At 62.6% G+C, this 25,556-nt stretch carries 28 protein-coding genes; 13 read left to right on the top strand and 15 right to left on the bottom strand.

What is annotated here, in order from left to right; all coding sequences use genetic code 11:
* Positions 1–40: 40 nt before the first annotated feature.
* On the bottom strand, positions 41–688 hold the full coding sequence (locus C481_RS18295) for a helix-turn-helix domain-containing protein (RefSeq protein WP_006110811.1): 648 nt from the start codon (positions 686–688) through the stop codon (positions 41–43).
* 250 nt (positions 689–938) lie between these two features.
* Here C481_RS18295 and C481_RS18300 point away from each other — a divergent pair, with 250 nt between their 5' ends.
* Both C481_RS18300 and C481_RS18305 read left to right on the top strand, forming a co-directional pair.
* The gene (locus C481_RS18300) at positions 939–1,391 is read left to right on the top strand and encodes a GNAT family N-acetyltransferase (protein WP_006110812.1); all 453 of its coding nucleotides are present in this window, start codon (positions 939–941) and stop codon (positions 1,389–1,391) included.
* Between the two features lie 59 nt (positions 1,392–1,450).
* A complete protein-coding gene (locus tag C481_RS18305; RefSeq protein ID WP_006110813.1) occupies positions 1,451–2,074 on the top strand; it encodes an SHOCT domain-containing protein in 624 nt (207 codons plus the stop codon).
* 95 nt (positions 2,075–2,169) lie between these two features.
* Here the strand turns inward: C481_RS18305 and C481_RS18310 are convergent, their stop codons facing one another.
* Positions 2,170–4,542, bottom strand: a complete 2,373-nt coding sequence (locus tag C481_RS18310; RefSeq protein WP_006110814.1) for an ATP-dependent DNA helicase — start codon at positions 4,540–4,542, stop codon at positions 2,170–2,172.
* 339 nt (positions 4,543–4,881) lie between these two features.
* Here C481_RS18310 and C481_RS18315 point away from each other — a divergent pair, with 339 nt between their 5' ends.
* Genes C481_RS18315 through C481_RS18325 form a run of 3 tightly spaced genes read left to right on the top strand, consistent with a single transcriptional unit; the run spans position 4,882 to position 5,716 of the window.
* Entirely contained in the window at positions 4,882–5,118 is a 237-nt protein-coding gene (locus C481_RS18315) for a hypothetical protein (RefSeq protein WP_006110815.1), read from the top strand.
* Complete coding sequence (locus C481_RS18320) at positions 5,118–5,516, top strand: hypothetical protein (RefSeq protein WP_006110816.1); 399 nt, start codon at positions 5,118–5,120, stop codon at positions 5,514–5,516. The genes C481_RS18315 and C481_RS18320 overlap by 1 nt, the downstream gene beginning before the upstream one ends.
* Positions 5,517–5,518: 2 nt before the next feature.
* Positions 5,519–5,716 (top strand): helix-turn-helix transcriptional regulator, encoded by a 198-nt coding sequence (locus C481_RS18325; protein ID WP_006110817.1) that lies wholly within the window; start codon positions 5,519–5,521, stop codon positions 5,714–5,716.
* A gap of 31 nt (positions 5,717–5,747) precedes the next feature.
* Here the strand turns inward: C481_RS18325 and C481_RS18330 are convergent, their stop codons facing one another.
* Complete coding sequence (locus C481_RS18330; protein WP_006110818.1) at positions 5,748–6,689, bottom strand: CPBP family intramembrane glutamic endopeptidase; 942 nt, start codon at positions 6,687–6,689, stop codon at positions 5,748–5,750.
* A 203-nt stretch (positions 6,690–6,892) separates the two neighbouring features.
* Here C481_RS18330 and C481_RS18335 point away from each other — a divergent pair, with 203 nt between their 5' ends.
* Positions 6,893–7,516, top strand: coding sequence for a DUF1684 domain-containing protein (locus C481_RS18335; protein ID WP_006110819.1), 624 nt, complete (start codon positions 6,893–6,895; stop codon positions 7,514–7,516).
* Between the two features lie 168 nt (positions 7,517–7,684).
* Here C481_RS18335 and C481_RS18340 read toward each other — a convergent pair whose 3' ends face one another.
* Complete coding sequence (locus C481_RS18340) at positions 7,685–8,365, bottom strand: class I SAM-dependent methyltransferase (protein ID WP_006110820.1); 681 nt, start codon at positions 8,363–8,365, stop codon at positions 7,685–7,687.
* 340 nt (positions 8,366–8,705) lie between these two features.
* On the opposite strand from C481_RS18340, the gene C481_RS18345 reads away from it, so the two are divergent.
* Positions 8,706–9,284, top strand: a complete 579-nt coding sequence (locus tag C481_RS18345; protein ID WP_006110821.1) for a DUF7090 family protein — start codon at positions 8,706–8,708, stop codon at positions 9,282–9,284.
* A gap of 65 nt (positions 9,285–9,349) precedes the next feature.
* Here the strand turns inward: C481_RS18345 and C481_RS18350 are convergent, their stop codons facing one another.
* The 5 genes from C481_RS18350 to C481_RS18365 all read right to left on the bottom strand — a co-directional run bounded on the left by C481_RS18350 (position 9,350) and on the right by C481_RS18365 (position 12,509).
* On the bottom strand, positions 9,350–10,138 hold the full coding sequence (locus C481_RS18350; RefSeq protein WP_006110822.1) for a DUF7089 family protein: 789 nt from the start codon (positions 10,136–10,138) through the stop codon (positions 9,350–9,352).
* A complete protein-coding gene (locus C481_RS23335; RefSeq protein WP_449406463.1) occupies positions 10,138–10,227 on the bottom strand; it encodes a hypothetical protein in 90 nt (29 codons plus the stop codon). The genes C481_RS18350 and C481_RS23335 overlap by 1 nt, the downstream gene beginning before the upstream one ends.
* 113 nt (positions 10,228–10,340) lie before the next feature.
* On the bottom strand, positions 10,341–11,450 hold the full coding sequence (locus C481_RS23215) for an OapC/ArvC family zinc-ribbon domain-containing protein (protein WP_049904756.1): 1,110 nt from the start codon (positions 11,448–11,450) through the stop codon (positions 10,341–10,343).
* A 6-nt stretch (positions 11,451–11,456) separates the two neighbouring features.
* Positions 11,457–11,864, bottom strand: a complete 408-nt coding sequence (locus tag C481_RS18360) for a DUF2073 domain-containing protein (RefSeq protein ID WP_006110825.1) — start codon at positions 11,862–11,864, stop codon at positions 11,457–11,459.
* 6 nt (positions 11,865–11,870) lie between these two features.
* Positions 11,871–12,509, bottom strand: coding sequence for an Era-like GTP-binding protein (locus tag C481_RS18365; protein WP_006110826.1), 639 nt, complete (start codon positions 12,507–12,509; stop codon positions 11,871–11,873).
* A 1,146-nt stretch (positions 12,510–13,655) separates the two neighbouring features.
* Between C481_RS18365 and C481_RS18370 the strand changes: the two genes are divergently transcribed.
* Positions 13,656–15,647 carry a Cdc6/Cdc18 family protein gene (locus tag C481_RS18370; protein WP_006110827.1) on the top strand — a complete coding sequence of 664 codons (1,992 nt, stop codon included), beginning with the start codon at positions 13,656–13,658 and terminating at the stop codon, positions 15,645–15,647.
* Positions 15,648–15,730: 83 nt separating this feature from the next.
* Positions 15,731–16,294 (top strand): hypothetical protein, encoded by a 564-nt coding sequence (locus C481_RS18375; RefSeq protein ID WP_006110828.1) that lies wholly within the window; start codon positions 15,731–15,733, stop codon positions 16,292–16,294.
* A 99-nt stretch (positions 16,295–16,393) separates the two neighbouring features.
* Here C481_RS18375 and C481_RS18380 read toward each other — a convergent pair whose 3' ends face one another.
* On the bottom strand, positions 16,394–17,503 hold the full coding sequence (locus C481_RS18380) for a S24/S26 family peptidase (RefSeq protein ID WP_049904757.1): 1,110 nt from the start codon (positions 17,501–17,503) through the stop codon (positions 16,394–16,396).
* 131 nt (positions 17,504–17,634) lie between these two features.
* Here C481_RS18380 and C481_RS18385 point away from each other — a divergent pair, with 131 nt between their 5' ends.
* Positions 17,635–19,221 carry a DNA-directed DNA polymerase II small subunit gene (locus C481_RS18385; RefSeq protein ID WP_006110830.1) on the top strand — a complete coding sequence of 529 codons (1,587 nt, stop codon included), beginning with the start codon at positions 17,635–17,637 and terminating at the stop codon, positions 19,219–19,221.
* 71 nt (positions 19,222–19,292) lie between these two features.
* On the opposite strand, the gene C481_RS18390 is transcribed toward C481_RS18385, so the two are convergent.
* Positions 19,293–19,904: a TetR/AcrR family transcriptional regulator gene (locus C481_RS18390; RefSeq protein ID WP_006110831.1), complete on the bottom strand. Its 612-nt coding sequence runs from the start codon at positions 19,902–19,904 to the stop codon at positions 19,293–19,295.
* A 4-nt stretch (positions 19,905–19,908) separates the two neighbouring features.
* On the opposite strand from C481_RS18390, the gene C481_RS18395 reads away from it, so the two are divergent.
* Positions 19,909–20,205 carry a hypothetical protein gene (locus C481_RS18395; RefSeq protein WP_006110832.1) on the top strand — a complete coding sequence of 99 codons (297 nt, stop codon included), beginning with the start codon at positions 19,909–19,911 and terminating at the stop codon, positions 20,203–20,205.
* A gap of 205 nt (positions 20,206–20,410) precedes the next feature.
* Here the strand turns inward: C481_RS18395 and C481_RS18400 are convergent, their stop codons facing one another.
* The gene (locus C481_RS18400) at positions 20,411–20,854 is read right to left on the bottom strand and encodes a hypothetical protein (RefSeq protein WP_006110833.1); all 444 of its coding nucleotides are present in this window, start codon (positions 20,852–20,854) and stop codon (positions 20,411–20,413) included.
* 226 nt (positions 20,855–21,080) lie between these two features.
* Here C481_RS18400 and C481_RS18405 point away from each other — a divergent pair, with 226 nt between their 5' ends.
* Positions 21,081–22,259, top strand: coding sequence for an aspartate kinase (locus tag C481_RS18405; protein WP_006110834.1), 1,179 nt, complete (start codon positions 21,081–21,083; stop codon positions 22,257–22,259).
* Positions 22,260–22,274: 15 nt separating this feature from the next.
* On the opposite strand, the gene C481_RS18410 is transcribed toward C481_RS18405, so the two are convergent.
* Complete coding sequence (locus tag C481_RS18410; RefSeq protein ID WP_049904758.1) at positions 22,275–22,457, bottom strand: hypothetical protein; 183 nt, start codon at positions 22,455–22,457, stop codon at positions 22,275–22,277.
* A gap of 100 nt (positions 22,458–22,557) precedes the next feature.
* On the opposite strand from C481_RS18410, the gene C481_RS18415 reads away from it, so the two are divergent.
* Positions 22,558–23,904: a tryptophanase gene (locus tag C481_RS18415; RefSeq protein ID WP_006110836.1), complete on the top strand. Its 1,347-nt coding sequence runs from the start codon at positions 22,558–22,560 to the stop codon at positions 23,902–23,904.
* Positions 23,905–24,003: 99 nt separating this feature from the next.
* Here C481_RS18415 and C481_RS18420 read toward each other — a convergent pair whose 3' ends face one another.
* Complete coding sequence (locus C481_RS18420; protein ID WP_049904776.1) at positions 24,004–24,372, bottom strand: hypothetical protein; 369 nt, start codon at positions 24,370–24,372, stop codon at positions 24,004–24,006.
* A 62-nt stretch (positions 24,373–24,434) separates the two neighbouring features.
* Positions 24,435–25,529: a thiamine ABC transporter substrate-binding protein gene (locus C481_RS18425; RefSeq protein WP_006110838.1), complete on the bottom strand. Its 1,095-nt coding sequence runs from the start codon at positions 25,527–25,529 to the stop codon at positions 24,435–24,437.
* Between the last annotated feature and the right edge of the window lie 27 nt (positions 25,530–25,556).

Genomic DNA, 25,556 nt, shown 5'->3' on the forward strand with positions numbered 1-25,556 from the left:
CGCGATAGCGCCCGATGCTCCCGTCTCCGACCCAGTGCGATCACCGTTCTTCGAACAACGTTGCTTCGACGAGTTTGCCCATGCCACGCCGAATGCGGCCGCCGACCGCCGTCGGCGAGATGTCGAGGTTCGTCGCGAGTTCTTCGAGCGACGTTTCGCGGGGTTCCTCGAAGTACCCCTCCTCGTAGGCGTTCACCAGGGCAGTCTGCTGTTCGTCGGTTACGTCGGTCGCCGGTCCGTCGACCCACTCGTCCTGGCGGAAGACGCGGTGCAGTTCGACGGAAATGTCCTCGGTCTCGCAGAACTCCCACAGCGTTGCAAGCGCGTCCCGATCCGGCAGGTGCAGCCGAACGGTCCAGCCGCGATCGTTACTTTCCGCTTTGAGCATGAGCCCGCCGATTCCGGCGGTTTTCGGTGAGATGAGTTTCGTTCCCTCGGCGTGTTCCAGTCGGTAGACACGCGTCGAGCCGAAGTCGTCGATAAGCGTCCAGTCCGTGACCGTGTGATCGTCCTCGAGAGCCGACTCGAACGCCTCGTCCGCGCGTTCGACGAGGAAAAAGAACAGTCCGGTTTCGGGATCCGTCGTCGAGTGAGAGACGACCTGAATGGACGCCTCGGGACACTCGGCGATCGTCGGCGTCAGCGCAAGGTCCGAATGTGCGATATCGAGTATCGCGATCAGACTCATTGGCACTCACTTCCCAGTGCGGGATGAACCGGTCGCCCCCTCGGCCGTCCGCACGTCGCCCGTGCTGCGAGAGCAGATCGTTCGAAGACGGCCGTCCCTGCGACCCACATTGGTGTGTCTTACCACACCATCCGCCTTAACAATTACCACGATCGTACACGCGAGTTCGGGCAAGCGATCGAGCCGCATTCGCGCTCGAATCGATTCGAAAGCGACGCGCTGTTGACGACGCGAACCGAATTCCTGCCGAATGCGCGTCCACGTTCGCACGGCCGGCCCCGACGACGAGCTCGACATCCGGCGGATCATCGACGCCGCCATGCTCGACCCCGGCGACGTCGAAGCCCGCATCGACAACGAAGACGTGCTCGTCGCCGGCGACCGGCGCGGCGTGACCGACGAGTTCGCCGAGACGCCCGAGACGAGCGAGCGAGAACGCATCCTCGGCGCGATCGTTCTCGTCCCCCACACGGACGAACGCGGGGCCCACATCTCGGCCGTCGCCGTCCGCAACCGCCATCGAAACCGGGGTATCGGGCGAGAACTCGTGACCCGCGCACTCGAGCGCGAACGGCGGTTGACGGCGCGGTTCGATGCGGACGTGCGGCCCTTCTACGAGGCGCTCGAGTTCGCAATCGAACCGGTCGACGACCGCCGGTATCGTGGCGTCGTCGCGCGTTCGGACGCCGAGATCGACGGCTAACCAAAAGCACCCGAACGCGAACAGTTGGAATTATTATATCGGGCCGCTGTCGTAATCCCATGGGTTCTCGCCGCTCCGGGTCGAACTCGCGTCGCAAGTGGCACGCACGGATCGAACGGTACACGCCGGACGGAGCGCTCGGGCGATGGCTCCTCGGTGCCCCGCTCGGAATGACCGGCCTCTGGCTGCTCGCGCTTACCGTCTTCGAGATCCCGCGCTTGGGCCTTTCCATCGCAGCGTTGTTCTGGACGCCGGTCCTGCTCGGAGCGGGGATTCCAGCCCTGCTCCTGTCCGCGCTCGTCCTCTGGCCGGTCTACCTCTCGCTCATCGGGAACGTCTCGTCGCCGGCGGCGTACTCGGTCGCAGACACCGCAGGTGCGTCCGCGTCGAAACCGAACTCGTCGGAGGCGGTGGTAGGCGGGAACGCCGCCGAACACACCGCCGCCGAATCCCCACGCAGAGCGAAAACACCACCGTCGCCGGCGAGCGGCGACTCGCCATCGTCGACTCCCGACCCGGTCGAGGAACTCAAACGACAGTACGCGGCCGGAGAACTCGGCGAGGACGCGTTCGAACGACGGATCGAGGCACACTTTCAGGACGACAGCCGCGATCGGAACTCGGAGACGGAACGGGACGAGCTATCGTCCCCCGAGTCCGAGCGGCTCGGTGAGCACGAATAACGACCCGAGCCGCTGTGAGCAGCAACCGCGAAACACATGCGAATCGCGAAACACGACGCAGCGAAACCAACGCGGCGGAACGGGGAACCACACCGTCACGAGAGCCGCGATCGAAACCGGTCTAGCCCGTACTCGAGCATGTCCGGACTCACGGCCTGAAACTCGTCGTCATCCGGCAGATACGGCACCACCGAATCCCAACTCTCGCGGGCGTAGCGCTCGTCTAACAGCACGCGAACGCCCACGTCCTCGGGCGAACGGATCACCCTGCCGGTCGCCTGGCGCGCCTTCCGGACCGCCGGAATCGTCAGCGCGTACGTGAAGCCGTCGCCGAACTCGTCGTCGTAGGCCCGTCGCACCGCCTTCGTGCGCGGGCTCGAGGTGTTGACGATCGGAACGCCGCAGACGACGGCCGCGGAGAGGCGGTCGCCGCTGTAGTCGACCCCCTCCGTTAGCGTCCCGCGAAGGCTCGTCACCAGCACCTTGCCGTCGCCCGCGAAGAACTCGCTTTTGAGCGACTCCGTCGTCTCGTCGTCGCTCGAGGCGTCGAGCAGGACGGGCTTCGAGAGGCGGTCCTCGAGAATCCCGGCGATCCACTCGGCCTCGGCGTAACTCGGCATCCCGACGAGGACGTTGCCCGGCAGTCGGCCGACCCGTTCGATCGTATCCGCGTAGTGAACTCGCGTCGGATTGTCGTCCCCCGTCCGTCCCCGATTGTCGTACGTGAACTTCGGCGCGGCGACCGCGAAGCTCTCGCGGTTCTCCGCGGGGAAGTGCAATCCGTACCGGCGTTCGACGACCGGCCGATCCTCCTCGCGCGCGAGGTACTGCAGTCCCGTCACCTCGGTGAAGGCGTCCATCGGCTCCAGGGTTGCGCTCATCAAAATCCCGCCGCCGAAGGCCGCGAGCCGATCGCCGATGGCGTCGCTCGGTACGCAATTGTGCAAGGCGAGTCGGGCGGTGTAGGCCCTGCGCCAGGAGTCCGCGGGCTCCGCGTCGTTCCACGTGCGCTCGAGTTCGATCTCGCGGAAGTAGTCGGTGTGCCCGCAGCGGTACCAGTCGCCGAGGACGCGGCCGACGGCGGGCGCGGCCCGGGTCCGGTCTTCGTCCTCAGCTTCATTCAGAATTCGCGCGGCGACCGCGCCGACGGCCTCGGCGCGAACCCAGTCGGCGTCGCCGTAGCCCGCGTCGCGCGCCCACTCGGAGAATTCGTCTTCGGCGGGCTCGGCGGGGTCGCGAAGCGGAATTTCCTCGTCCGGGAGGTCGGTGAGATTCGATTGCCATCCCCCGTGTTTCCGGTCGAGATGGGCGCGCACCCGGCGGTCGAGTTCGCTCCGCAGATCCTGGATGAACTCGCGCGTGCGGTTGAGTTCCTCGAAGGTAACGTCGCTGTCCTGCAGTTCGGCGCGGACGAGGTCGGCGTCGGCGGTCTGGGACCCGCCCTGTGCGCGGCGGCCCTCGCGTTCGAACTCGATCGGCTGGATGACCCGCGAGAGTTCGGTTTCGGCGTCTCGGAGGGTGGCGTCGGCGACGCCGTCGCTGACGAGATCGCGCACGCGCGGTTCGAGCATGTGGGCCTCGTCGCAGACGACGAACGTGGAGTCGTCGAGCAGCGCGCCGGTAAAGGAGCCGGTCGTCCGCGGGTCGAACGCGTGGTAGTAGTTGCCGATGACGACCTCGGTGTGGGCGAGCGCCGCGCCCATGATCGAGTGCGGGCAGGTGCCGTGGCGGACCGAGCGGGCGACCAGGTCCTCCGGCGTGATCATTCCCGCGTCGGTGAAGTCGTAGGGAACCGCTTCGACCGCGTCGCCGTCGCTGCCTTCGTCCGGGAGGTCGTCCAGGAACCGGGCGTAGAACGGACAGAACTCGGTTTCGGCGCTCACGGGACCGCCGTCGGAGTAGGTCGGCATCTCCGGTGGGTAGGCGGCCGTCTCGCCGGCGGTCTCGAGAAAGCGACCGGTCGGCCCGGACTGGCCGCTGTCGGCGAGTCCGGTCTGTTGCTGGCGCGCGCCCGCGGTGAGCGCCGCGGCGGTCGTCTCGCCGCCCTCGCCGGTCAGGTCCCGCGTTCGGTCGCGGAGCGTTTCACAGCGGTCGTAGACGTTGCCGTCGTCGATGTCGCCGGCACCCTCGCGGTTGTACGGGCAGACGTCGGCCTTACCGACGAGCGTGAGCCCCGAAATCGGGTTCCAGTCGTCGGGCAAGTTCTCGTTGATCGTCTCGAGGTCGGCTTCGAACTGGCGTAGTTGCTGTTTGACGCTCGTGAGAACGAAGACGCGCTCGTAGTCGGTGTCGGGATCGCGCACGAGTTCGATCCCGGCGGTGAGCGCGATCATCGTCTTCCCCGTTCCGCAGGCCCCCTCGATGACGGTGTAGCCGCCATCCTTCCCTGCGTCGATGGCGGTCTCGATGCCGTCTACCTGCGGGTCGTAGGGTTCGGCGTGGCCGAAGACCGAGCGCCAGTCCGTCATGCTGCCCGAACTCGTCGTCGGGTAGCCAAAGCGTTGACGGACCGGCCGCGCGAGAACTCGTCCCGGGAGGCCGCGAGTTCGGCTGGCGGCCGGCGGCTGGCAGTTGGCGGCCGGCGAATGGCGGGTAGGAATGACGGATGACGGACGACAGACGAGGATGAGGAACGGCGACTCGCGCGCGGAGTCACTCACAAGAGCGGGCGGCGACATCGTGTAGCGACGGAAGCGACCGAACCGGTACGCGTGCGACGAGAGCGTCCGGGACGCGGATGTTAAGCAACCCACTCATTTTGCAAAGATAGCTTAACATTTATGTGGTATCAGTAAGATGGTGAGAATATGGTGCAGAACCCGCGACAGGCTTACGGTGCCCTTTTCGTCGTTATCGTTGCGGCCACCAGCGGCGTTATCATCGCCGCCGGATTCGTCGCGCCCGAGTTCGTAATACGGGGAGCGACCTTCTGGCTCTTTATCGGGGCAGTCGGAGTAATGGTCGTCTGTGCGATCATCAGTTGGCTCGCGGATCTCCCACGAATTCTCGCACGCGAGTTCGGCTCGAACGGGGGTGACCGGTAATGGGGAAGTGGCTGCCAGCGACGTACAACCTCGTGCTGTTTCTCGTTTCGGCGCTCCTGTATCCGGTTCTGGGGCTTCTCATCGGCGAGCCGTTTACGGAGCCGACGATCGTGGAGTTGACCGTCGTGCCGGCTGTGATCGTCCTCGGCGGGAACGTTGCCTATGCGATCCGCGCCGAGCGCGGCGACTCCGGCGTCGTCGACGAGCGGGATCTGCGCAACATCCACACCGCGCTTGCGGGGGCTGGTATCGTTCTTCTCGGGTCGCTCGTCGCCGTCTACGTCGGCTACGCGACCGCAACCCGGACCGCACCGGCCGCCGTCAACTACCTCGCAGTGGCCGGGGTCGCGACGATCTTCGCTATCTTGGGCGGGACGGAACTCCAGCAACGACTGTAGACATGGAAAACAGACTGCGGGTCAAACGTGCGGAGGCGGAGATCACGCAACAGGAACTCGCCGACGCGGTCGGTGTCAGCCGCCAGACGATCTACGCGATAGAGAAGTCGAAGTACGATCCCTCGCTCGAACTGGCGTTCAAACTCGCCGAGTACTTCGAGTGTTCGATCGAGGAACTGTTCGAGCCGGATTTCGTGTGAAGCCATTCAAACCGGAGGGCGAGTTGCGCCGTTACGCGCCGTTTTCGAGTTCGGTACCGTCGACCTCGGTTCCGTAGTCGGCCGCATCCTCGTGTTCGGCTTCGAGCGCCCAGTCCCGCGTCAGCGTCGGCGCACCGCGAACGGCGATTACAGCCGTCGCGAGACCGAAGACCACAATTCCGATCGCGCCGACGGGGTTGACCACGAGTTCGGATCCGCCCTGGGCGAAGACGATCATCGTCGCGCTGAAGGCGTTGAACGTGCCGTGGAAGATCGACGGGGCGATGACCGACTCGGCGTTGAGCGTGATGTAGGTGTAGACCGGCGACATCGCGAGGCAGGCCGCGACCATGACCCCGACGCCGACGGCGGGATAGTTCGGGTAGTTGAGCCCTTCGAGGATCACCGGCGCGTGCCATAGGCCCCAAACCAGCCCGGTCGCGGCCGAGGCCGGCCAGAAGCCGTACGGAGCCAGTTCGGTCAGAAAGACGCCGCGCCAGCCGAACTCTTCGCCGAACGCGAGCACCGCGTTGATCGTCACGCCGGACACGACCGCGGCGACGATCGTCACGAGGAGATTGAGCGGCCAGTCCGGCAGCGACGGCCCGGCGGGTTGCTCCGCGTCGGTCGGCGCGAACTCGGTCCCCTCGCCCGTCAACGGATTCGCGTCCGGGACGAACGAAACGTCGGGGAGGAGCAAGGCGATCCCGGTGCCGAGGAGGACGAGGACGAGCGGGACGGCAACGGCGATTGCGAGCCAGCGAAGCCGCCCCCAGGGCGCGCGAAGCCCGGCCTGCTCGAACGACGGCGACCCGGTTAGACACGTCACGATTCCGGCCACCATCGGCGTGAACATGTACACCGGCGTGAAGGCGATCACGCTCACGTCCGTTACGCTGGAGATGAGAACGAACGCGCCGGCGAGCACGATCAGCGAACTCAGAAAAACGACGATCGGGCGGCGGTCGGTCATCGATTTACCACCCGAAACGAGGGGCCGTCGTACTGTAACATGTCTGAATTGTACGCAATGGACAACTAAGTATCCTCCTTCTGATCCGGCGTCTGGGCCGGATTCTGAGTCCGGTTCCGGGGTGGGTCACTCCCGCACACGAAGCGGCTTCCAGCGGCCCGCAGAAACGCAACACACACGAGTCGCGACACCGAACAGGCCGTATGAGCGACACCAACCGCGAGGAGAGCGATACGAAAGCCGGATCCGGTGCCGACGCTGACATCGATACCGACCGGTGGCGCGACGAACTCGAGGCCAAACGCGCCGAGAAGGACGAGTTCTTCGCCGAGCATCCGCAGTCGCCGATCCCGCCGGAGGAACGCGATGACTTCGACGGGCTCGACTACTTCAATCCCGATCCGGACTACCGCGTCACCGCGACCGTCGAGGCCCACGACGACCCCGAGGTCGTCCTGATGGATACCACGGCGGGCCGGGAGATGCGGTACCTTCGAGTCGCCACCCTCACGTTCGGCCTCGACCGGGCAGATGCCGACCTCGAAGACACGACGGCCGAACTCGCGGCGTACCAGCTCGAGAGCCCCAACGAGGAAGCGTACTTCGTCCCCTTCCGCGACAAGACGACCGGCCAGCAGACCTACGACGGCGGACGCTACATGGAACTGGCTGCCGATCGAGATCTCGAGACCGACGATGAACTCGTCGTCGACTTCAACCTCGCATACTCGCCGTTCTGTGCGTTCAGCGAGACGTTCGACTGTCCGCTACCGCCGGAGGAGAACTGGCTCGACGTGGCGATTCCAGCGGGAGAGCGCCACAAGTAACGCTCGGGAGCCGACTGACTCGTCGTCTGGCGTACACAGGCGTGTGTTTCAACTGGAAAGAGACGGATAGTAGACGGTCCGACACCATCGATAGAGCGAGTTCGAGTCGAAACAGAGGGGGAACGACAAGTAGCAGATGGGGCTATCGGCGACCCCCGACCGGCGACCTTACGGGGCGACGCCGACGGTAAGCAGCGTCCCGAACTCGCGATAGCGTTCGACCATCTCCTCGCGGGTCTCCCAGTTCTCCGTCGGGAACTCCGTCTCGGCAGGGATCGTAATCTCGCGGTCGGGAATGGTGTCCTGCTCGGCGACGTGGAGTCCCGCCGCCCGGAAGGCATCGCGGTACTGTTCGCGGTCCCAGCGGGTCATCTCGATCGAAATCTTCTCCTGCCACTGGTGGGAGTGGACGTTCTCCTCGTAGTAGTTGACGGCACAGTAGAAGGTCCCACCAGGACGAAGTACGCGAGCGATCTCCGCGAGCGTTTCGTGTGGATCCGCGGCGTAGTAAAACGCCTCCATCGACCAGACGTGATCGATCGTATCGGCGGCGAACGGGAGCGATCCGAAATCACCGACGACGTAGGAAACCTGCCCGTCGTCCGTATAGCTCGCCGCGTTGTGCGCCATCTCGGGCGACCCGTCGAGCCCGTAAATTCGACCCGCACCCTTGGTATCTCGAAGCGCCCGACCCGCATAGCCGCTCCCACACCCCAGATCGAGCACCGTGTCACCGGGTTCGACCGGGATGCGGGCGAGTGCGTGCTTTGCCGTCTGCCAGTGTCGTTCCTCCATTCCTCGATCGCGACCGCTCGTGGCCCAGTCGTCGAACTCCTCGCGTACGCTCATGTCCGTTCTACGTCGCTCCGTGTGCAAAACGAGTTCGACTTGCACCGACGGTCGAGACCGGTGACTGGCGTGTCACAGTTGCCGTGTATTCTCGCAGCGACAGATTCTTTAGGGTAGCCTAAAAATATACGCGTGGAGAGAAACGGGCCGGCCGAACTACCGTGGGCATCGGTGGTGGCCGTCACTGACGGCGCGACTCTCCGAATGGCAATCTTTTAGCGAGTAGCCGGAAGCGCACGACAGCAAGAGCGATACGCGGGAACTCGACGGAGAAGCAGATGGCGGCGAGTTCACATCGATCCGCACTATTAAGTCGATCCCGGAAGTTGTTCACGCCAGTATGGATTACACGCTCGAGATCGAGGAGACACCCACCACGGTACCGGGTGGGACAGGCATTCTCTTGCTCCATCCAAGTACCGGCGAAACCGACCGCATCGACACCGATTTTCTCAAAACCGATACGGATCATTTCCTCGTCGTCTCCACTCGAACAACTGCCCGCGAGGCCAAACAGAAACTCGAGTACTACGATGTCGACGAAGACCGCGCCGAAATCCTCGACACCCTCAGCATCGAACACGGCTATTCGCGCCGCCAGAGCGACAGCGTCCACTACGTCGCTGCCCCCGACGACGTCGACGGCATCGTCGACCATATCGACGGTTTTCTCGACGCCCACGACGGCAAACTCAGAATCAGCTTCGACTCCGTCACCGAACTCGCCTACTACGCCGGCGACGAAGAGGCACTCGACGCCGTCGACCGCATCCTCGAACTCCTCGCAGCGTACGACGCCGTCGGCCTCTTTCACGTCTCCGAAGACCCCCACGATCCCGAACTCGTCGAGCGATTCCGGGAGCGCTTCGATGGCGTGATCGACCTCGACGAGGACGGAAGCATCGACGTCGATTTCTGACGACGACCGCGGTGAGTTCCTGAAACGCACACGTATTTCTCCACCCGAAACTCGGGGCGTCGTTCTCACTCCGCAAGCGCATCGAACGTCTTCTCCGCCCAGCTGATCGCGTACTCGGGCCCGTGATGACGGTACGCGTCCGTATCGAGCGCCCCGAACGGTGCCGGTAACTCGATTGCGTGTTTGATCGCCGCACACGCGAGTTCAGTCGCGTCCGCAAAGTCCGTGTCACCGCGTGCGACCGCCCGCGACAATTCCGCAACGCGGTCTTCGAGCCTCGTTCCCGCGTCCTGCCAGGAATCGCCGAGGACTGTGCGGTCGGCCTGGTCGTGCCACGTCGCGAACGTCTCGCGCGTCTGCAGCCCCAGCCAGCCGTCGTACAGCGCCGCAGCGATCTGGTAGGTGCTGTTGGGCCCGCGCTCGACCGCCCGGTCGAGGTCCACGTACCGCTCCTCGAAGAACCCGAGGAAGTGTTCGGGAGTCTCGAGTCCCAGTTCGACGAACGCCTCCGCGAGCAGGAACTCGATGAACGGCTGCGGCGACCCCTCGACGCGCGGTTTGACGAGCACGATCGCCGGATCGGTCTGGCGCGTCCAGACGACGCTACCGTCGCCCGGCATCCCGATCGTCAGATCTGAACTCGCGTAGCGAGCGAGCAGCGTCGGGGCATCCGCAGGGAGCCACGTGTCGGGATAGCTCACCGGGTCGAGTCCGTCGACGAGTAGTCCGAGGTCTTCCGCCTGCGCGGGCGGCAGCGTCTCGAAGTCACGCTCACAGTCAACAACGAGTGCATCCGGAGCGTGTTCGTCCCGAACGGCCTCGACCGGGGGTGAGAGGTCGCGGGTCTCGAACATCAGGCAAAGACGCTCTGGAAGACCAGCAGGATCGACAGCAGCGCCGATACACCGACCGTTGCGACGACAATCTTGGTTGCAGTGCTCATGGTCCGAACCTGTCGCCCGTCTCGCTTAAATCCATCTGTCCCGGCCGAACGGTCCGCGGTACGCGGTCTGCGATTCACGACGACGTGATCATGGCTACGGGAGAAAACAGCCGTCACTCGCCCTCATCGCGCCACGAATCCGGAACGTCAATCACGTATCGACCGTCCTCCTGCAACGAAATGATGTACTCCTCCCGGTTGTACAACTCCATTAGATTGAGTTCGTACTGCCCGGGCTGGACGATCTTGATACTCTCGAACTGCTTGTTGAGTTCTTCCCGCAGTTCCTCCATCGACGGGGTCTCTCCCGTCGGTTCACTGACGACACGTCCGTGACCCGGTGACCCTTCGGCAGCCGCCTGTGCATCGCCGGAAGGCGAATCTGTCGCGGGAGCCGAACCCGGTCCCGGTCCCGGACCCGAACCCGATGCCGGCGGCGATGTCGAATCGCTGGGCGAAGACGGGGACGGATCCGATTCGGACGGCGCTGTCGACCCGGTCGGCAACTCGTCCGTCGCAACCACCTCGCTCCTGGCGTCCGACTGCGCCGTATTCTCGCTGTCCGCCATCGTCACCCGACTCGGACCTGCACTCGAAGTTGAACTCGAACCCGAACTCGTCTCCGTGTCTGCAGCCGCGGCCGAACGCGACTTCACATCCGAGCTCGAACTCGAGCTCGAACTCGAACTCGAGTCCGATTCATCACCGCGCTCGCCCTCCGGACCCGTCGATCGGTCTTCAGGACGGCGAGCAGTATCGGGCCACTCCTCGAACGACCCGAGTTCACCCGACTCCGCTGTCTCCGCCGTCTCCGCTGACGAGTTCCCATCTGAACTCGCATCTGCAGCCGCTGTCTCGGATGCGGAAGGAGAGGAAGAGGAGGACCCGGTAGACGGCCACGCCGGCGACTCGTCGACCGACGCATCCGCTTCGTCTCTCGAAACCCAATCACGGACGGTTTCTGCGGCGCGAGAGGTCATTCCGCTGGAATCGGATTCTGATTCCACCCCCGATTTCGACGCCGACTTCGACTCCGATCCCGTCTTCACAGAGTCGGATGGCTGCTCCGCCGCCGAGTTCCGGCCGGCGCTCGAATCCGCGGACCCCATCGCCGACGACGGCGTAAACTGAAACTTGTTCCCGTTGCAGTCGGGACAACCCGAGAGCATCTCCTTGGAGCCATCGGGAAACGTCCGACCGCAGTTTGTGCATTCGTGTGGCATGAGTTTCTAATCACGGGAGACGAGCGCGCTGATCAGCGTTTCGTCCTTGTGTAGGGTCTCGATCTGGTTTGCCGGTCCGATTACCGTCAACTTCGTCTCCGACTCGTTGTTACCCATGATCCGGCCGAGCAACGACGAATCGCGCGTCTCCGATTTCGGATACGTCTCGATCTCGATTCCGTTGAACTCGTCCGGGCTGATTTCCGACATCGTCACCTCGATGAGGCGACTCTCCTCGTCGGGCGTCAACCCTTCTTCCAGGATAACGATGTTGCCATCGTGAACGCCATCGAGGATCATCCGAATCTTCTCCATCGTCGCCATATTGTCCATTCGCTCGCCGCTGATGAGATCGATCTGGACACCGTCAGAGTCCGGGGAGTCCGAGTCGTCCGCGTTAGTAGCCTCTGGCATAGGCGATCACCCGAAGTACTCCGCGATCGAGTCGTACACTTCGTCCATGTTGTCGCCTTCCTTTGCCGACAGCGGGATCGTCTTGTGCTGTGGGAAGGCGTCTTCGATCCGTTTGATGCTCGACTCGTCGAGATCGATCTTGTTCGCGAAGATGAGCACCGGCAGATCGCGAGATTCGATGATACCAATCAACATTGTGTTGACCTGGGTGATCGGATCCTCCGCGCTATCGAGCACGTAGATGACGCCGTCGACGTCCTCTCGAAGCCAATGCATCGCCTCGGCGACGCCTTCGGTCGCCTCTCGCGAACGGCGGATGGCATCGTCTTCTTCCATCTCGTCGGTAAACTCCTCGTAATCGACCTTCGTCGTCACACCGGGCGTGTCGACGATATCGATTGTCACCGTCTTGCCGTCGCGTTCGATCTCGACGTTTTCTTTCCTTCGCGCGCGCCGCGTTTCGTGTGGAACGTGGCTTTCGGTCCCGATCGCATCGCCAGTCCAGTCGCGGGCGATTCGATTCGCGAGCGTCGTCTTTCCAGCGTTCGGCGGACCATAGATACCGATTCGTTTGGGTTCCTGTTCGGAGAACAGGCGGTCCGTAACCCGAGAGATACTATCTTTGAGTTCTGTGAACAGTCCCATCTGTAGGGCCCTCCAGCACCGCGGGGTGCATCTGCGCGTACTACTGACTGAACTCACTTAAGCCTACGTCAAACGTATTGAGATTCAGACAACACAGAACGGATATCTATCATGTTCGACATGGATAATCCGTGGGCGGCTGATCAACGGCCCCGGTCAAAAACGAACCCCGGGTGGGACAGTCAGTAGAAGTACGATACACACACACGTGGTGTATGATACCAACATTTATACACGAGACATCATTACGAGTTCGGATCCGAATCTGACAGCGGTGAAAAGGGATGCACGATTGTGTATTATGAGGTGGTATAGGATGTTTTACACCCTCAAATATGATGGACTGTCCCCTCCCCCACCCCTCCGTTTCAACTGGAGAGTTCCGAGAGAAGACGGCGATCTCGATAGCTGAGAGCGAAGAGAGGCCTTCGTTTCACCTCGAACGATAGTTTGAGCCGATCTTCGTGCGGAATAGCCGGAAACTGACTACTCTAGTAACAGAGAATGGTTCTCTAGTAGAGCAGGCCACTAGAGAACAGCAGTCTAGTTACATCTAGTAATATCCTCAGACTCCCTAGTAAAATGAAACTAGCTGCTAGTGGTACGGACCGTATTTCTCACCCACCAACATAAATCCCTGCCCTCTAGATAACCCCCTCCCCACCCCACCCGTTGTAACAGTTCCACTTGAAACGAAGGGGTGGGGGGGGGATCGGTCCGAGTGATAACTCACAACTCACCGTTCGACGCTGTCCGGATCATTGCTTCCATCACCACTATCACGCTACTGGCAATGACATCCACCGACAACTCACGATCTCCAGCGAATCAGTTACAACTCCCTCGTTCGACCGCCTCCTCTCCCGAGTACGGTTGAACTCGAGTTCAATCGGAGTTCACCGGCCGGTTAGAAGCGGTATGCCGAGCCGAACGGCCCCTCACCCGTTCCAGGCTTTGGACTCATCACCATCCGTGAACTGAAGGGAAGAATTTAATATCACGCTCTTCCTCTGTTTCGTTTGCATCAACTGGATCCGAATCGGGATACTGAAACAGTAGACTAGCCGCTCTGGCTCGTCTATCCTACGAAATCTTCGCTGTCGGGTTCGGATCTGCACCCGAAACGAGGGGGTACGTGTACGACGAATGTCAGACGACGAAATGGACCGAACGAGTTCGGAGACAGTTACAGAGCGGGATGGAACCGAGAACGACGAGTCCGCATCCAATTCGGGTTCTCATGCCGATATCGATACCGATACCGCGTCCGAGGCCGATGCTGATCCCGATATCGATCCACACGCCGAATCCGACTCCGCGGTCGATTCCGATCCCGCTTCCACTGCTGCTTCGGACCGGCGCGAGAGTCCGAGAACAAACGGAGAGCACTCAGACGTTGGTTCCGAGCACGGCCAGCGCTCACCGTCTGCGGATGCAGAAACACGCACGCAGGCACAATCACAGTCACAATCATCGCCACAGTCACGACCGGATACCACCGAACCCGATCGAACGCACGGATTTTCTAACTTGCCGGACACCGAACTCGGGGACGGCGAAGACGAGGGCGATTCGAACCAAGGGCTGTTCGACGATCTACTGAGTGGTGAACCCATCTTCGAGAACAAAGAGGTTCTGCGGCCGTCCTACACGCCCCACGAACTCCCGCATCGAAGCGACCAGATCAACAAGATGGCGACGATTCTGGTCGCCGCACTTCGCGGGGAAACGCCGTCGAACATCCTCATATACGGCAAAACCGGGACAGGCAAGACCGCAAGCGCGAAATTCGTCAGCAAAGAACTCGAGAGCACGTCCCAGAAGTACAGCGTGCCCTGTGATGTCGAGTACATCAACTGCGAGGTAACCGACACGCAGTATCGAGTTCTCGCCCAGCTCGCGAACAAGTTCATCGAAAAGAACAAAGCTCGGATCGACGACCGGATCGATTCACTCGATGCGTTGCTCGATCGTATCGAGGCGTACGAGAACGATGAACAGACCTCTATTTCAAATCGAACTAATTCTTCTGAAGCAGCCCCGCCCAGTGGGGATACTGGGTCACGTCCAGGTGAAGGAACGGGGTACGATTCGACGAATGATCCGGCGACGGATTCGATTGCTGGCTCGGCCTCTACAGCGGACGATCACCAGCCCCAGTCCACTGCCCACCCCCTCAATGGAACCGAATTCGACTCGGTCGACGCGGTCGAAACACGGATCGAATCCCTGGAAGCGGACAAGGAATCCTTCGAAGAGGTCCCGATGACTGGCTGGCCGACAGACCGCGTCTACAGCGTCTTTTTCGACGCCGTCGACTACGACGAACGGGTCGTCGTCATCATGCTAGACGAGATCGACAAACTCGTCGAGAAAAGCGGTGACGATACCCTGTATAACCTCTCTCGGATGAACTCCGAACTCGAGAACTCACGCGTTTCGATCATCGGCATTTCGAACGACCTCAAGTTCACGGACTTTCTCGATCCGCGCGTCAAATCCTCGCTCGGCGAGGAAGAGATCGTCTTTCCGCCCTACGACGCAAACCAGTTGCGAGACATCCTCCAGCACCGCTCCGAGGTCGCGTTCAAGGACAATGCGCTCTCTTCGGACGTGATTCCGCTGTGTGCCGCCTTCGCTGCACAGGAACACGGGGATGCCCGCCGCGCCCTCGACTTGCTCCGGACCGCCGGTGAACTCGCAGAGCGCGCCCAGGCGGAGACGGTCGTCGAAGAACACGTCCGCAAGGCCCAGGACAAAATCGAACTCGACCGCGTCGTCGAGGTCGTGCGCACGTTACCGACGCAGAGCAAACTCGTCCTCTTTTCGATCATTCTGCTCGAGAAAAACGGCGTTCACAGCATCAACACGGGCGAGGTGTTCAACATCTACAAGCGCCTCTGCGAGGAGATCGACGCCGACGTGCTCACCCAACGGCGGGTGACCGATCTTATCAGTGAACTCGACATGCTCGGTATCGTCAATGCCGTCGTCGTCTCGAAGGGGCGATACGGGCGGACAAAGGAAATCAGTCTCTCGGTGCCGATCGACGAGACGGAAGCTGTCTTGCTCTCCGACTCCCGACTTTCCGACATCGACGACATTCAGCCGTTCGTTCAGGCGCGGTTCGAGAACTGATAGCCTCCGGTCCGTCGACCGGTGGTTCTTGCTCGGATGTAACTGTCGAAGCATAGATACCGCTGGACTCGCTTCGACAGCATATGCAACGACGAACGGTGCTTTCGATGGCCGGTGCAACCGGTGGGATGCTCGCGCTGAGCGGTTGTCTCTCGAATAGCGGACTGTTCGGATCGAACGATCGGATCAATAAGAACGGCGAGATCACGATCACGGTCGACGGCGAGTCGTTCGAGACGAAATCGCAGTTCCAGTCTGAAAACGTCGACAACGAGTCCGCCGCCTTCCACCTCCACGAATCGAACGGCCGCTGGTACATGGAGGGCGAGGAACCGGTAACGGTTGCGGAAGGGATCGACTTGCTTCCCTCCTTCGAGTTCGAAACGGTATCCGGATCGCCCGTGGTGACAATCGAAGGGACGACGTACGATGCGGGCGAGTCGGGAACGGAGCTCACGTTTACTCTCGACGGGGAGGAGATCGATCCGACCGAGCACGAACCTGCCGATGGAGAGGAAATTATCGTCGAGATCACGACCGAGTCTGAGACCGAAACGGCGGACGACGATGCGGCAGCTGAAACGGATGCGGCGGACGAGTCTGGCTCTGCTAACGAAACGGGACCGACTTCGGACGGGGGCAACTGAAAACCTAAAAAACTGAAAAGCAAAGCGGACGGTCGACGTCCGGTCGCCTCGGAAGAACGAATCGAACTGCAGTCGGTAACGAGGGTTGTCGCCGCCGTTTTACGATCGATACCGACCCGCCACAGCGACGAGGCTGGCGCTTGCTCCGACGCCCACGCCGGTCGGCGCCTCGACGCCAGCGAGACCGAACGGTACGACGCCGGGCACCGACGGCGCGAACATGCCGCCGAAGAAGCTATCGAAGAAAAGGCGAACGTGGCCGAGTAACGGAATTCGGTACATCGCTTTTCCGGTGACCCAGTCTGGTTGGACGACGGTCGTCCTGGCACCGCCCTGGTACTGGTCGTATCCGCTGTTATCGTCGCCTTTTGTCACGAATCCGTCGTGTGGGGCTGGGCAGGTGCGAACCTGATTACAGGTCACATCGCCGACGATGTCCTCGTCTGCCTTCGTCTCGATCCAGTTTTCGTCCTCCTCGACCCAGAAGTGGGCGCGGTGGATCACCGGCGTCTGCCGTGAATCGCCGTTCGGGAGGAAGACGATGACGTCACCGGAGCCACCGAACTTGTCATACCCGCTCTCCCGTGCATTTTCGCGCGTGACTATCCCGGTCCCGTCGATGGGATTGTCGCCGACGAACCGGTTGTCGTCGACGACGAACACGAGATCGCCACGCTGCATATTCGGCTCCATACTCCCGCTCTCGACGGCGACCAGCGGCGGCCAGATACCACTGACAGCAAACAGGAGCAACCCGACCGCCGCAACGATCGCAACGCTGCTCAATACGTCTCTGACGACGACGACACTGCCGTCGTCCGACCGCAGGAACCAGCGGATAATCCCGTCGTCCTCGATCGTGGCTCCCCCGCCATTACCAGTACCATCTCTGTCGGCGGTTCTCCCGTTCGATCCGCTCCGTGCGCCCGATCGAGTGCTCGTGTGCCCGCCTTCAATCTCCGTCTCCGTCTCAGTCTCAGTCTCAGTTTCGGTCTCGGTCGCTGAACTCGTCTCGGCCGAGTTCACCGGCGGACTTGTTGATTGATCGCGGTCGTGCTCGCGCTCGTCACCGCCGGTCGTGTGTGCGGGGGGGCCGGGAGTGTCAGAGCGGTCATTTGGCCCACGGTTGTCAGTATCGTCCCACGCGGAGCCATCACCACTGCGGTCACCACCATCGTCATCGGTACCACCCGAATCAGGGCCGCTCATCGTCCCTGGTTTTGCTGGGGTTCGCAATCAACCTTCTGCTCGTGGTCCCCGGACTGTCCGAACTCGAACGCGTCGCCGGGAACGATAACTGATCCGCTACGCTTTTCTCTCCGGTCACGAATGCGAATCGTGTGCCACTCGAAGGGGCAGCCAGGATCGTCAGCGAACTCACGAGCCGCGGGTACAACGCCGAGCGGGAGGCCGTTACGAAGATCGCATCGGCTGAGAATCCGCCCGCGGTGCTCGACCGCGTCGTCGACGAACTGCCGGCAGACGCGCTCGTCGTTCGAACTGCCCACGTCGATGCGGTCCTGACGGCCGCGACACACCCCTCGACGGCGAACGAACGGGGTCGTCCGTCCGAACCGCTCGACTCGAAACAGGGGCCCACTCGGAACGGAACACAACCCTCCGCTTCAACTGGAGTAAATACAGCCGATATACACGATTCTGCGGGCGTTTCTCCAGTTGAAACAGGGGGGTCTCAAGTCGAGCGAGAGGTCGACCTCTCGAAGCGGTCGCTCGAAATCGCCGGTGACATGACCGGCCAGAGCACGGGGACCGGCGCGTACGAGGATTTCGTGTCCGTCTTTCGGGATCGACTCGACCGACTCGGCGGCAAGCTCCGCGGCCGGGTCAATCACCGCCCCGCGACGGCCATCCAGAGCATGCCGGGCGGGAGCGAGGCCGGGATGGTCGGACTGGTCAACGATATCCGCTCGACCGCAAGCGGCCACTGGCTGATCGAACTCGAAGACGCGACGGGGACCTTTCCGTGGCTCGTGATGAAGGATCGAGAGTTCGCCGATCTGGTCGATCAGTTGCTCTGCGACGAGGTGCTGGCGATGGAGGGAACGCTCTCGGACGACGCGGGCATCGCGTTCGTCGATTCGCTGTATTTCCCCGACGTACCCCGCACGCACGAGCCGTCGACGGCTGATCGCCACGTCCAAGCGGCGTTGATCAGCGACGTCCACGTCGGCAGCCAGGAGTTCATGACCGACGCCTGGAACGCCTTCGCCGACTGGCTGCATACGGAACAGGCCCAGCACGTCGAGTACCTGTTACTTGCGGGCGACATGGTCGAAGGGGTCGGGGTCTATCCGGATCAGGACGATGAACTCGATATCGTCGACATCTACGAGCAGTACGAGGCGTTCAACGAGCACCTCAAGCGGGTGCCCGGCGATCTGGATATCGTGATGATTCCGGGCAACCACGACGCGGTTCGGCTGGCGGAACCGCAGCCGGGCTTCGATGAGAAACTCCGAGACACTATGTCGGCACACGATCCGCAGATCGTGAGCAATCCGTCGATGGTGACGGTCGAGGGCGTCTCCATCCTGATGTATCACGGCGTCTCGCTGGACGAGGTAATCGCTGAACTCCCGGAGGAGAAAGCGAGTTACGAGGAACCGCACAAGGCGATGTACCAGTTGCTCAAGAAACGCCACGTCGCGCCGCAGTTCGGGGGGCATACGAGACTCGCCCCCGAGGAGAAAGATTACCTCGTCATGGACGAGGTACCCGACATCTTCCACACCGGCCACGTCCACAAGCTCGGCTTCGGGAAGTATCACAACGTGCTCGCGATCAACTCGGGCTGTTGGCAGGCCCAGACCGAGTTCCAGAAGAGCGTCAACATCGATCCCGACTCCGGCTACGCGCCGATCGTCGACCTCGATACGCTCGACGTGACGGTTCAGAAGTTCAGTTGATCCCTCCCGCCGTTTGCAGTCACGTCGCCGGTGATGGCCTGAAACCACCGCGCTTCCGGCCGACGATGCAGCTATTGGTCTTCGACGACCAATTGCGTTCGGATGTAGTCGACGAGTTCGTCTCGTGCGGCGCGAATCGGGTCGTCGCTCCCTGTCGTGACGCGCTGTGTCTGTGCGCCGTTGATCGTCGCGAGTAGGAACGCGGCAGTCCGTTCCGGATTGACCGGTCGAAAGACGCCCTGCTCGACACCGGTGCGAACGATGTCGGCGAGGTGCTCGCGGAAGAAGTCGTCCGCATCGGCGAACTGGTTTCGATAGGCGTCGTCGTACGGTGCCTGTCCGCGAAGGGCGGTGAGCGCGCCGAGGAAGTCGGCGTGATCCGCGTCGAAACTCCCCAGGGAATACTCGACGATCATCCGTAGCTGCTCGCGAGCGTCGTCGGCACCGTCGGTCGGCACGTCGGCTTTGAACCGCTCGAGAAGGAACTCGAGAAAGGCGACGAGCAGCTCGTCTTTCCCGTCGTAGTGCTGGTAGATGAGCGATTTACTCTTCGGGAACTCGTCGCCGATGCGCTGGATCGTCAGGTCCGAATAGCCGTGTTTCTGGAGCGCATCGTAGGTCGCTTTCATCATTTCGGTACGCGTCTCGTCGGGTGACGATTCGAACGGATCAGGTGCATCCATATGAATGAACATTCATTTACTATCTATATACCTTGTTACTTCCCTCGGCTACCCGTGCGCGAGACGAACAGCGATCGATACGACCCGCATCGAACTGACATACGCCGGCGGGACGGCGGGTATCACCGACACCACGCTTGGAATCTTGGAGGCCGTCGGGTTTTTCGGTGCGAACAGGACCGGAAAGACGACGACCATCACGGTTCTCGTGATCCCGCTCAAACCGACCGACGGCACCGTCACGGTCAACGGGGTCGATGTCGTGACCGAGCCGGCGAGCGGTTTCGACGGCGGGATGTAAAACGCCGGGACGCCGCAACGGCGCCGTCGTCGTGTCCGTTTAGCCACCGCCTCGAGTTCAGACGTGCAGTAACGAATCGGTCGGGGCGAACGCGGTTTCTGGGTCGTGATCCGCGTTCGTGATCCGTGGATCGTGGGCGGTCTGTCGTCCGCAGATCCGCTCACGAGCGCGCGAGTTCGACGGTGGACTGTCGTTCGTGGCACCCCTACGGTTCGAGTCGAAACCGAACCGTCGGCGAGCCGTCGAACTGCGGTCCTTGACCCTGTTTCTTGAAGCCGAGTTCTTCGGCGGCGGTCTCGATCGAGTTCGTCTCGGGGGCGACGAGCACTTCGACGGCCATCGACTCGCCCTCGGCGAATCGGACCGGTTCCGCGAGGAGGCGTTTGCAGGCGTCGCTCGTCCCGTCGAGTTGTGTGACGTGGACGGTGTTCTCGCGCGCGTCGAAGCTGATGAATCCGAGCAGGTCCTCGGGATTGGAGCCGCTGTACTGTGACTCCGAACTCGAGATGTCCGCGTTCGGGTCGCGGCTGCTGTCTTCTGCGACGCGGACAGTGCGGTCGTGGACGAGATTCTGCATCACGTCGGTCGGGGAGTCGGCGATTGCCGCCAGCGCGTCCGCGTCGGCTTCGAGTGCATCCCGTACGTTCATCAGTGTGTGGTAATGGCATGCACAAATATAAATCCAAGCCGCGACGCGGTCCGGTACTAGAACGATCGAAAATGGAGGTTTTCGGCGACCACAGGGCGATAGAACACCGGAAAAATACGTGAAAGGGGACACAGTTATCTGCCCGCTCTGGTAACGGGGGGAGTATGAGCCACGCCACCAGTATTCGCTCGCAGCCGCGTATCGAGAACGAGGATGAGGTGTCGGTATGCGCGTTGTAGCCAAGTTCGGCGGGACGAGTTTGGGAAGCGGCGATCGAATCAACCGCGCCGCAGACTCAGTCGCCGCCGCCGTCGAGAACGACCACGAAATCGCCGTCGTCGCAAGCGCGATGGGATCGACGACCGACGAGTTGTTAGACGAGATTTCCTTCGAGACCGACGAGGCAGACCGCGCCCAGATCGTCAGCATGGGCGAGCGGACCTCCGTTCGTATGCTCAAGGCCGCGCTTTCGGCCCGCGACATCGACGCCAAATTCTTAGAGCCCGGCAGTGACGGCTGGCCGGTCGTCACGGATGAATACGGCGAGGTGGACGTTCCGGAGACCCGTCGGCGCGCGCGGATCCTTGCCGAGGGGATGGACGGGACGGTCCCGGTCATCACCGGTTTCCTTGCCGAAGGACCCGACGGATCGATTACGACGCTCGGCCGCGGCGGCAGCGACACCACCGCGGTCATGATGGGTAAGTACATGGACGCCGACGAGGTCGTCATCGTCACCGACGTGGAGGGCGTCATGACCGGCGATCCGCGGGTCGTCGAAGGCGCGCGAAACGTCGGCGAAATCTCCGTCGACGAACTGCGCAACCTCTCGTTCCGCGGGGCCGAGGTCGTCGCCCCCTCCGCGCTGTCGTACAAGGAAGGCGGCCTCGACGTTCGCGTCGTCCACTACCAACACGGCGACCTCCTCTCGGGCGGCACGAGCATCGAAGGCGAGTTCGAAAATCTCGTCGACCTGCGCGAGCGCCCCCTCGCCTGTCTGACCGTCGCCGGCCGCGCGATCCGCAACGAGCCGGGTATCTTCCATCACCTCTCGGCCGCTCTCAGCGAGAGCGACGTTAACATCGACGCCGTCGCGAGCGGCATGGACACCGTCACGTTCTACATCGACGAAGCGGAGGCCGAACGCGCCGAGAACATCCTCCACCGCGAGGTCATCGCCCGGGACGAACTCTCGAGCGTGACCGTCGACTCGCCCGTCGCCGTCGTCCGCGTCACCGGCGGCGAACTGCCCAATCAGCCGGGGATCGTAAGCGACATCGTCACCCCGCTCGCCGAGGAACGGATCTTCCTGCAGGACGTTATTACGAGCGCGACCAGCGTCGCCCTCTTCGTCGACTGGGACGACCGCGAAAAGACCCTCGAGTTGACGCAGGACCTCTTCTAACACGCGCTTTCGTCACTACTCGTCTCCGCATTCGTTCTGTTCCAGCACCGGCGTCGCCGCTTTGCCGTCCGCTCTCCCGTACTTCCCGCGTTTGCGCTTTGCCGTTTGTACGCCTGCGTTCTTCCGCTGCTCTTTCGCCGTTCGGGCCTCTGCTCTCCGTTCAGCGGCCGTTTCGATCCGGTTTGCGAACCCGTGCACCACTGTCCTGACCTGTACCCTGGTTGCCGTCTCGACCCGTCGGCATCCAGGTCCCGTCAATCGATTTGATCACAGTCGCGGCCGTAATATGGCGATACTTATGGTCGCATACAAATCGAAGATGGTCGAGCGGATTCGACTTCCCGCACGAGACCAGCGCGAACGCAATCTCGAAGCCGCCGGCTACAACCTCTTCAATCTCTCCTCGGACGACGTCTTCGTCGATCTGCTCACCGACAGCGGTACCGGGGCAATGAGCGACGCCCAATGGGCCGCCCTGATCCGCGGCGACGAATCCTACGCCGGCTCTCGAAGCTTTGCCGAACTCGAAGATGCGGTCATGGACGTGATGGGCTTTTCCAACGTCGTGCCGACCCACCAGGGCCGAGGCGCGGAGAACGTCCTCTACGGCGCGCTCCTCTCGGCGGACGACGTTGCGCTCAACAACACCCACTTCGACACGACACGCGCGCACGTCTCCAATCAGGGCGCTGACCCGGTCGATTGCCCCGTTTCGGCCGCTCACGATCCGGACTCTGAAGAACCGTTCAAGGGCAATTTCTCGCTCGAGCGCGCCCGCGCAGTCGTCGACGAAGTCGGTGCCGATCAGATCCCCCTCGTCATCCAGACCATCACGAACAACTCCGCTGCGGGCCAGGCCGTTAGCGTCGAAAACACCCGCCGAGTCCGCGAGTTCGCGAACGAAATCGACGCGACGTTCGTCATCGACGCCTGCCGGTTTGCGGAGAACGCTTACTTCGTCCGCCAGCGCGAGGACGAGTTCACCGAGGCGGCCATCGCGGATATCGCCCGCGAACAACTCGGCTACGCCGACGCGCTCGTGATGAGCGGGAAGAAAGACGGCCTGGTGAACGCCGGCGGCTTCGTCGCGACGGACGACGGAGCGCTGTTCGACCGCTGTAAGCAGCGTGCGATCCTCTACGAGGGCTTTCCGACGTACGGCGGCATGGCCGGCCGGGACGTTGCCGCCATGGCCGTCGGCCTCCGCGAGGCCGTCGAGGATGCCTACCTCGAAGACCGAATCGAGCAGGTCCGCGAGTTCGGCGCGCGACTCGCGGCGGCCGGCCTCCCGGTGTACACGCCGACCAGCGGGCACGCCGTCTACCTCGATGCCGGCGCTCTCTTCCCGCACCTCGACCCCGGGGAATTCCCGGGTCAGGCGCTCGTCTGCGAACTCTACCGGGAGGGCGGCGTCCGCGGCGTCGAACTCGGCAGTTTCGCGTTCCCGGACACCGACCGCCCCGAACTGGTTCGCCTCGCCGTCCCGCGTCGGACCTACCACCGCGAACACTTCGAGCACGTCGTCGAGACCGCCGAAACAGTCCTCGAGAAGCGCGAGACGGTCTCCGGACTCGAACTCGCGAGCGATCCCGAGATGCCCGAGATCAGACACTTCACGGCTGAACTCGAGCCGCGCTCGTCGTAGCGACGCCGTTCCCGCACGGCGTGCATTCGTCTGCGGGTAGTCGCGATGTCGAGTCTCGAGTCTGAAATATCGAGGAGAGTCTCCGCAAGATCGGGACCACTATCGATTCGGCAGGAGCCCCCGCGCTCGGTCGCGGACGGTCGGCTCCGGTTCCGATTGCGAGCGTCGGAGTCCGCGCTTTGCAGCCGTTCGAACCGCCTCTTTCGCCGCTGCTGATTCCGCAGCGTCGAGCGCCCAGTCGGGAACCTGCGACTCGATTTCCGATCGTTTCTCCGCTTTTAGCTGACTGTATTTCCGGAGTGCGAGACCGATACCGATGAACAGGCCGGCATCGGTGAGTTCCTGTCGAAATCGATTCCTGTCGTCACGGACCGCGATCGCCTTGATCAGCGAGATCACGCCGATCACGAGGTAGAGCTTCGATGTCCGTGACGGATCGCCGCTGAGTACCCGTTGTGCGATAGCCATGCGCAACGTCGTACCACACTCGTCGTCATAAAACTGCACCGAGTTCTCACGCACGCGAGAGGTCACTCCGGTAACTCGTCCGCCACGGCTGCCAGCCAGCCGTCGAGTTCACCGCGCAGGTCGTCGTACCCGAGCGTTACCGTTTCCGGCGGTTCCTGTGCATACCTGGGGAATCGATCGTCGAGGTCGACGAATTGGGGGTCGACGGCCGGGAACTGGACGTTTCGGGTCGCGAGTTCGGCCTGGGCTGCCGACGAGAGCAGGAGATCGACGAACTCGTAGGCGAGGTCGGTTCGCGTGGCGTCCGCGAAGAGGGCGACACCTTCGGTCTGTCGGTAGCCCGTCCCGTTCAGCGGGGCAATCCGATGGCGTCGCAGGTCCCTGTCGGCGGCGCTGGCGGCGACGCGATCGGTCGAGTAGGAGACGACGAGCGGCCGGTCGCCGTCGAGATAGCTGTCCCTGTAAGCCTCGGTCCAGTGCTCGCAGAGCCGAACGCCGTTGTCCCGCAGGTCCTGCCAGTACGCCGTGAAGTCAGACCCGAACTCGGCGACGGTCCACAGCAGAAACGCCCGCCCCGGATCGGACGTTCGAGGATCCTGGGCCAACAACTCGTTTCGGAGTCGGCCTGCGAGCAGGTCGTCGAACGTCTCCGGTGGCCGTTCGAGTTCGACGGCGTCGTAAACGAGCGTGAGGTAGCCAGTATCGACCGGGAGGGCTCTGTCGCGCGGCTCCTCGAACTCGAGGGTGGCCCGCACGCGATCCGCGTGTTCGAGTCGGCTTCGATCGAGGGACGCGAACAGCTGGGTATCGCCGTCGAGTGCAGCATCGACCAGCGCGAGTTCGGCTGCGGTGAGCCCGAGAACCACGTCGGCGCCGATATCGGCACCGAGCTGGGCTCGCCGGATGTAGTGGTCGATACCCGATCCTGGAACGTGCCACTCGACTTCTTCGCTGAACTCGTCCGCGACGGTTTCCCGCAGCCACTCGCCGGCGGGTGTCGGGCCAGTTGCCAGCGAGGAGTAGGTGACGACCCGGAGCGGTCCCTCGTCCACGGCCGGGTCGTCGGTCTCGCCGGTGCGGGTGAGACAGCCGGCGAGACCAGCGAGGCCGGCAACTGCCCCACTGCCGGCGCCGCGAACGAAGGCCCGTCGGTCCATCGGTGTTCTTCTATGACGGGTGGGGTT

Source organism: Natrialba asiatica DSM 12278, assembly GCF_000337555.1.
In the GTDB taxonomy this organism is placed as follows: Archaea; Halobacteriota; Halobacteria; order Halobacteriales; family Natrialbaceae; genus Natrialba; species Natrialba asiatica.

Coding starts and splice junctions, on each gene's coding strand:
- C481_RS18295 (WP_006110811.1), bottom strand. CDS start 688: ATGAGTCTGATCGCGATACTCGATATCGCACATTCGGACCTTGCGCTG.
- C481_RS18300 (WP_006110812.1), top strand. CDS start 939: ATGCGCGTCCACGTTCGCACGGCCGGCCCCGACGACGAGCTCGACATC.
- C481_RS18305 (WP_006110813.1), top strand. CDS start 1,451: ATGGGTTCTCGCCGCTCCGGGTCGAACTCGCGTCGCAAGTGGCACGCA.
- C481_RS18310 (WP_006110814.1), bottom strand. CDS start 4,542: ATGACGGACTGGCGCTCGGTCTTCGGCCACGCCGAACCCTACGACCCG.
- C481_RS18315 (WP_006110815.1), top strand. CDS start 4,882: ATGGTGCAGAACCCGCGACAGGCTTACGGTGCCCTTTTCGTCGTTATC.
- C481_RS18320 (WP_006110816.1), top strand. CDS start 5,118: ATGGGGAAGTGGCTGCCAGCGACGTACAACCTCGTGCTGTTTCTCGTT.
- C481_RS18325 (WP_006110817.1), top strand. CDS start 5,519: ATGGAAAACAGACTGCGGGTCAAACGTGCGGAGGCGGAGATCACGCAA.
- C481_RS18330 (WP_006110818.1), bottom strand. CDS start 6,689: ATGACCGACCGCCGCCCGATCGTCGTTTTTCTGAGTTCGCTGATCGTG.
- C481_RS18335 (WP_006110819.1), top strand. CDS start 6,893: ATGAGCGACACCAACCGCGAGGAGAGCGATACGAAAGCCGGATCCGGT.
- C481_RS18340 (WP_006110820.1), bottom strand. CDS start 8,365: ATGAGCGTACGCGAGGAGTTCGACGACTGGGCCACGAGCGGTCGCGAT.
- C481_RS18345 (WP_006110821.1), top strand. CDS start 8,706: ATGGATTACACGCTCGAGATCGAGGAGACACCCACCACGGTACCGGGT.
- C481_RS18350 (WP_006110822.1), bottom strand. CDS start 10,138: ATGTTCGAGACCCGCGACCTCTCACCCCCGGTCGAGGCCGTTCGGGAC.
- C481_RS23335 (WP_449406463.1), bottom strand. CDS start 10,227: ATGAGCACTGCAACCAAGATTGTCGTCGCAACGGTCGGTGTATCGGCG.
- C481_RS23215 (WP_049904756.1), bottom strand. CDS start 11,450: ATGCCACACGAATGCACAAACTGCGGTCGGACGTTTCCCGATGGCTCC.
- C481_RS18360 (WP_006110825.1), bottom strand. CDS start 11,864: ATGCCAGAGGCTACTAACGCGGACGACTCGGACTCCCCGGACTCTGAC.
- C481_RS18365 (WP_006110826.1), bottom strand. CDS start 12,509: ATGGGACTGTTCACAGAACTCAAAGATAGTATCTCTCGGGTTACGGAC.
- C481_RS18370 (WP_006110827.1), top strand. CDS start 13,656: ATGTCAGACGACGAAATGGACCGAACGAGTTCGGAGACAGTTACAGAG.
- C481_RS18375 (WP_006110828.1), top strand. CDS start 15,731: ATGCAACGACGAACGGTGCTTTCGATGGCCGGTGCAACCGGTGGGATG.
- C481_RS18380 (WP_049904757.1), bottom strand. CDS start 17,503: ATGAGCGGCCCTGATTCGGGTGGTACCGATGACGATGGTGGTGACCGC.
- C481_RS18390 (WP_006110831.1), bottom strand. CDS start 19,904: ATGGATGCACCTGATCCGTTCGAATCGTCACCCGACGAGACGCGTACC.
- C481_RS18395 (WP_006110832.1), top strand. CDS start 19,909: ATGAACATTCATTTACTATCTATATACCTTGTTACTTCCCTCGGCTAC.
- C481_RS18400 (WP_006110833.1), bottom strand. CDS start 20,854: ATGAACGTACGGGATGCACTCGAAGCCGACGCGGACGCGCTGGCGGCA.
- C481_RS18405 (WP_006110834.1), top strand. CDS start 21,081: ATGCGCGTTGTAGCCAAGTTCGGCGGGACGAGTTTGGGAAGCGGCGAT.
- C481_RS18415 (WP_006110836.1), top strand. CDS start 22,558: ATGGTCGCATACAAATCGAAGATGGTCGAGCGGATTCGACTTCCCGCA.
- C481_RS18420 (WP_049904776.1), bottom strand. CDS start 24,372: ATGGCTATCGCACAACGGGTACTCAGCGGCGATCCGTCACGGACATCG.
- C481_RS18425 (WP_006110838.1), bottom strand. CDS start 25,529: ATGGACCGACGGGCCTTCGTTCGCGGCGCCGGCAGTGGGGCAGTTGCC.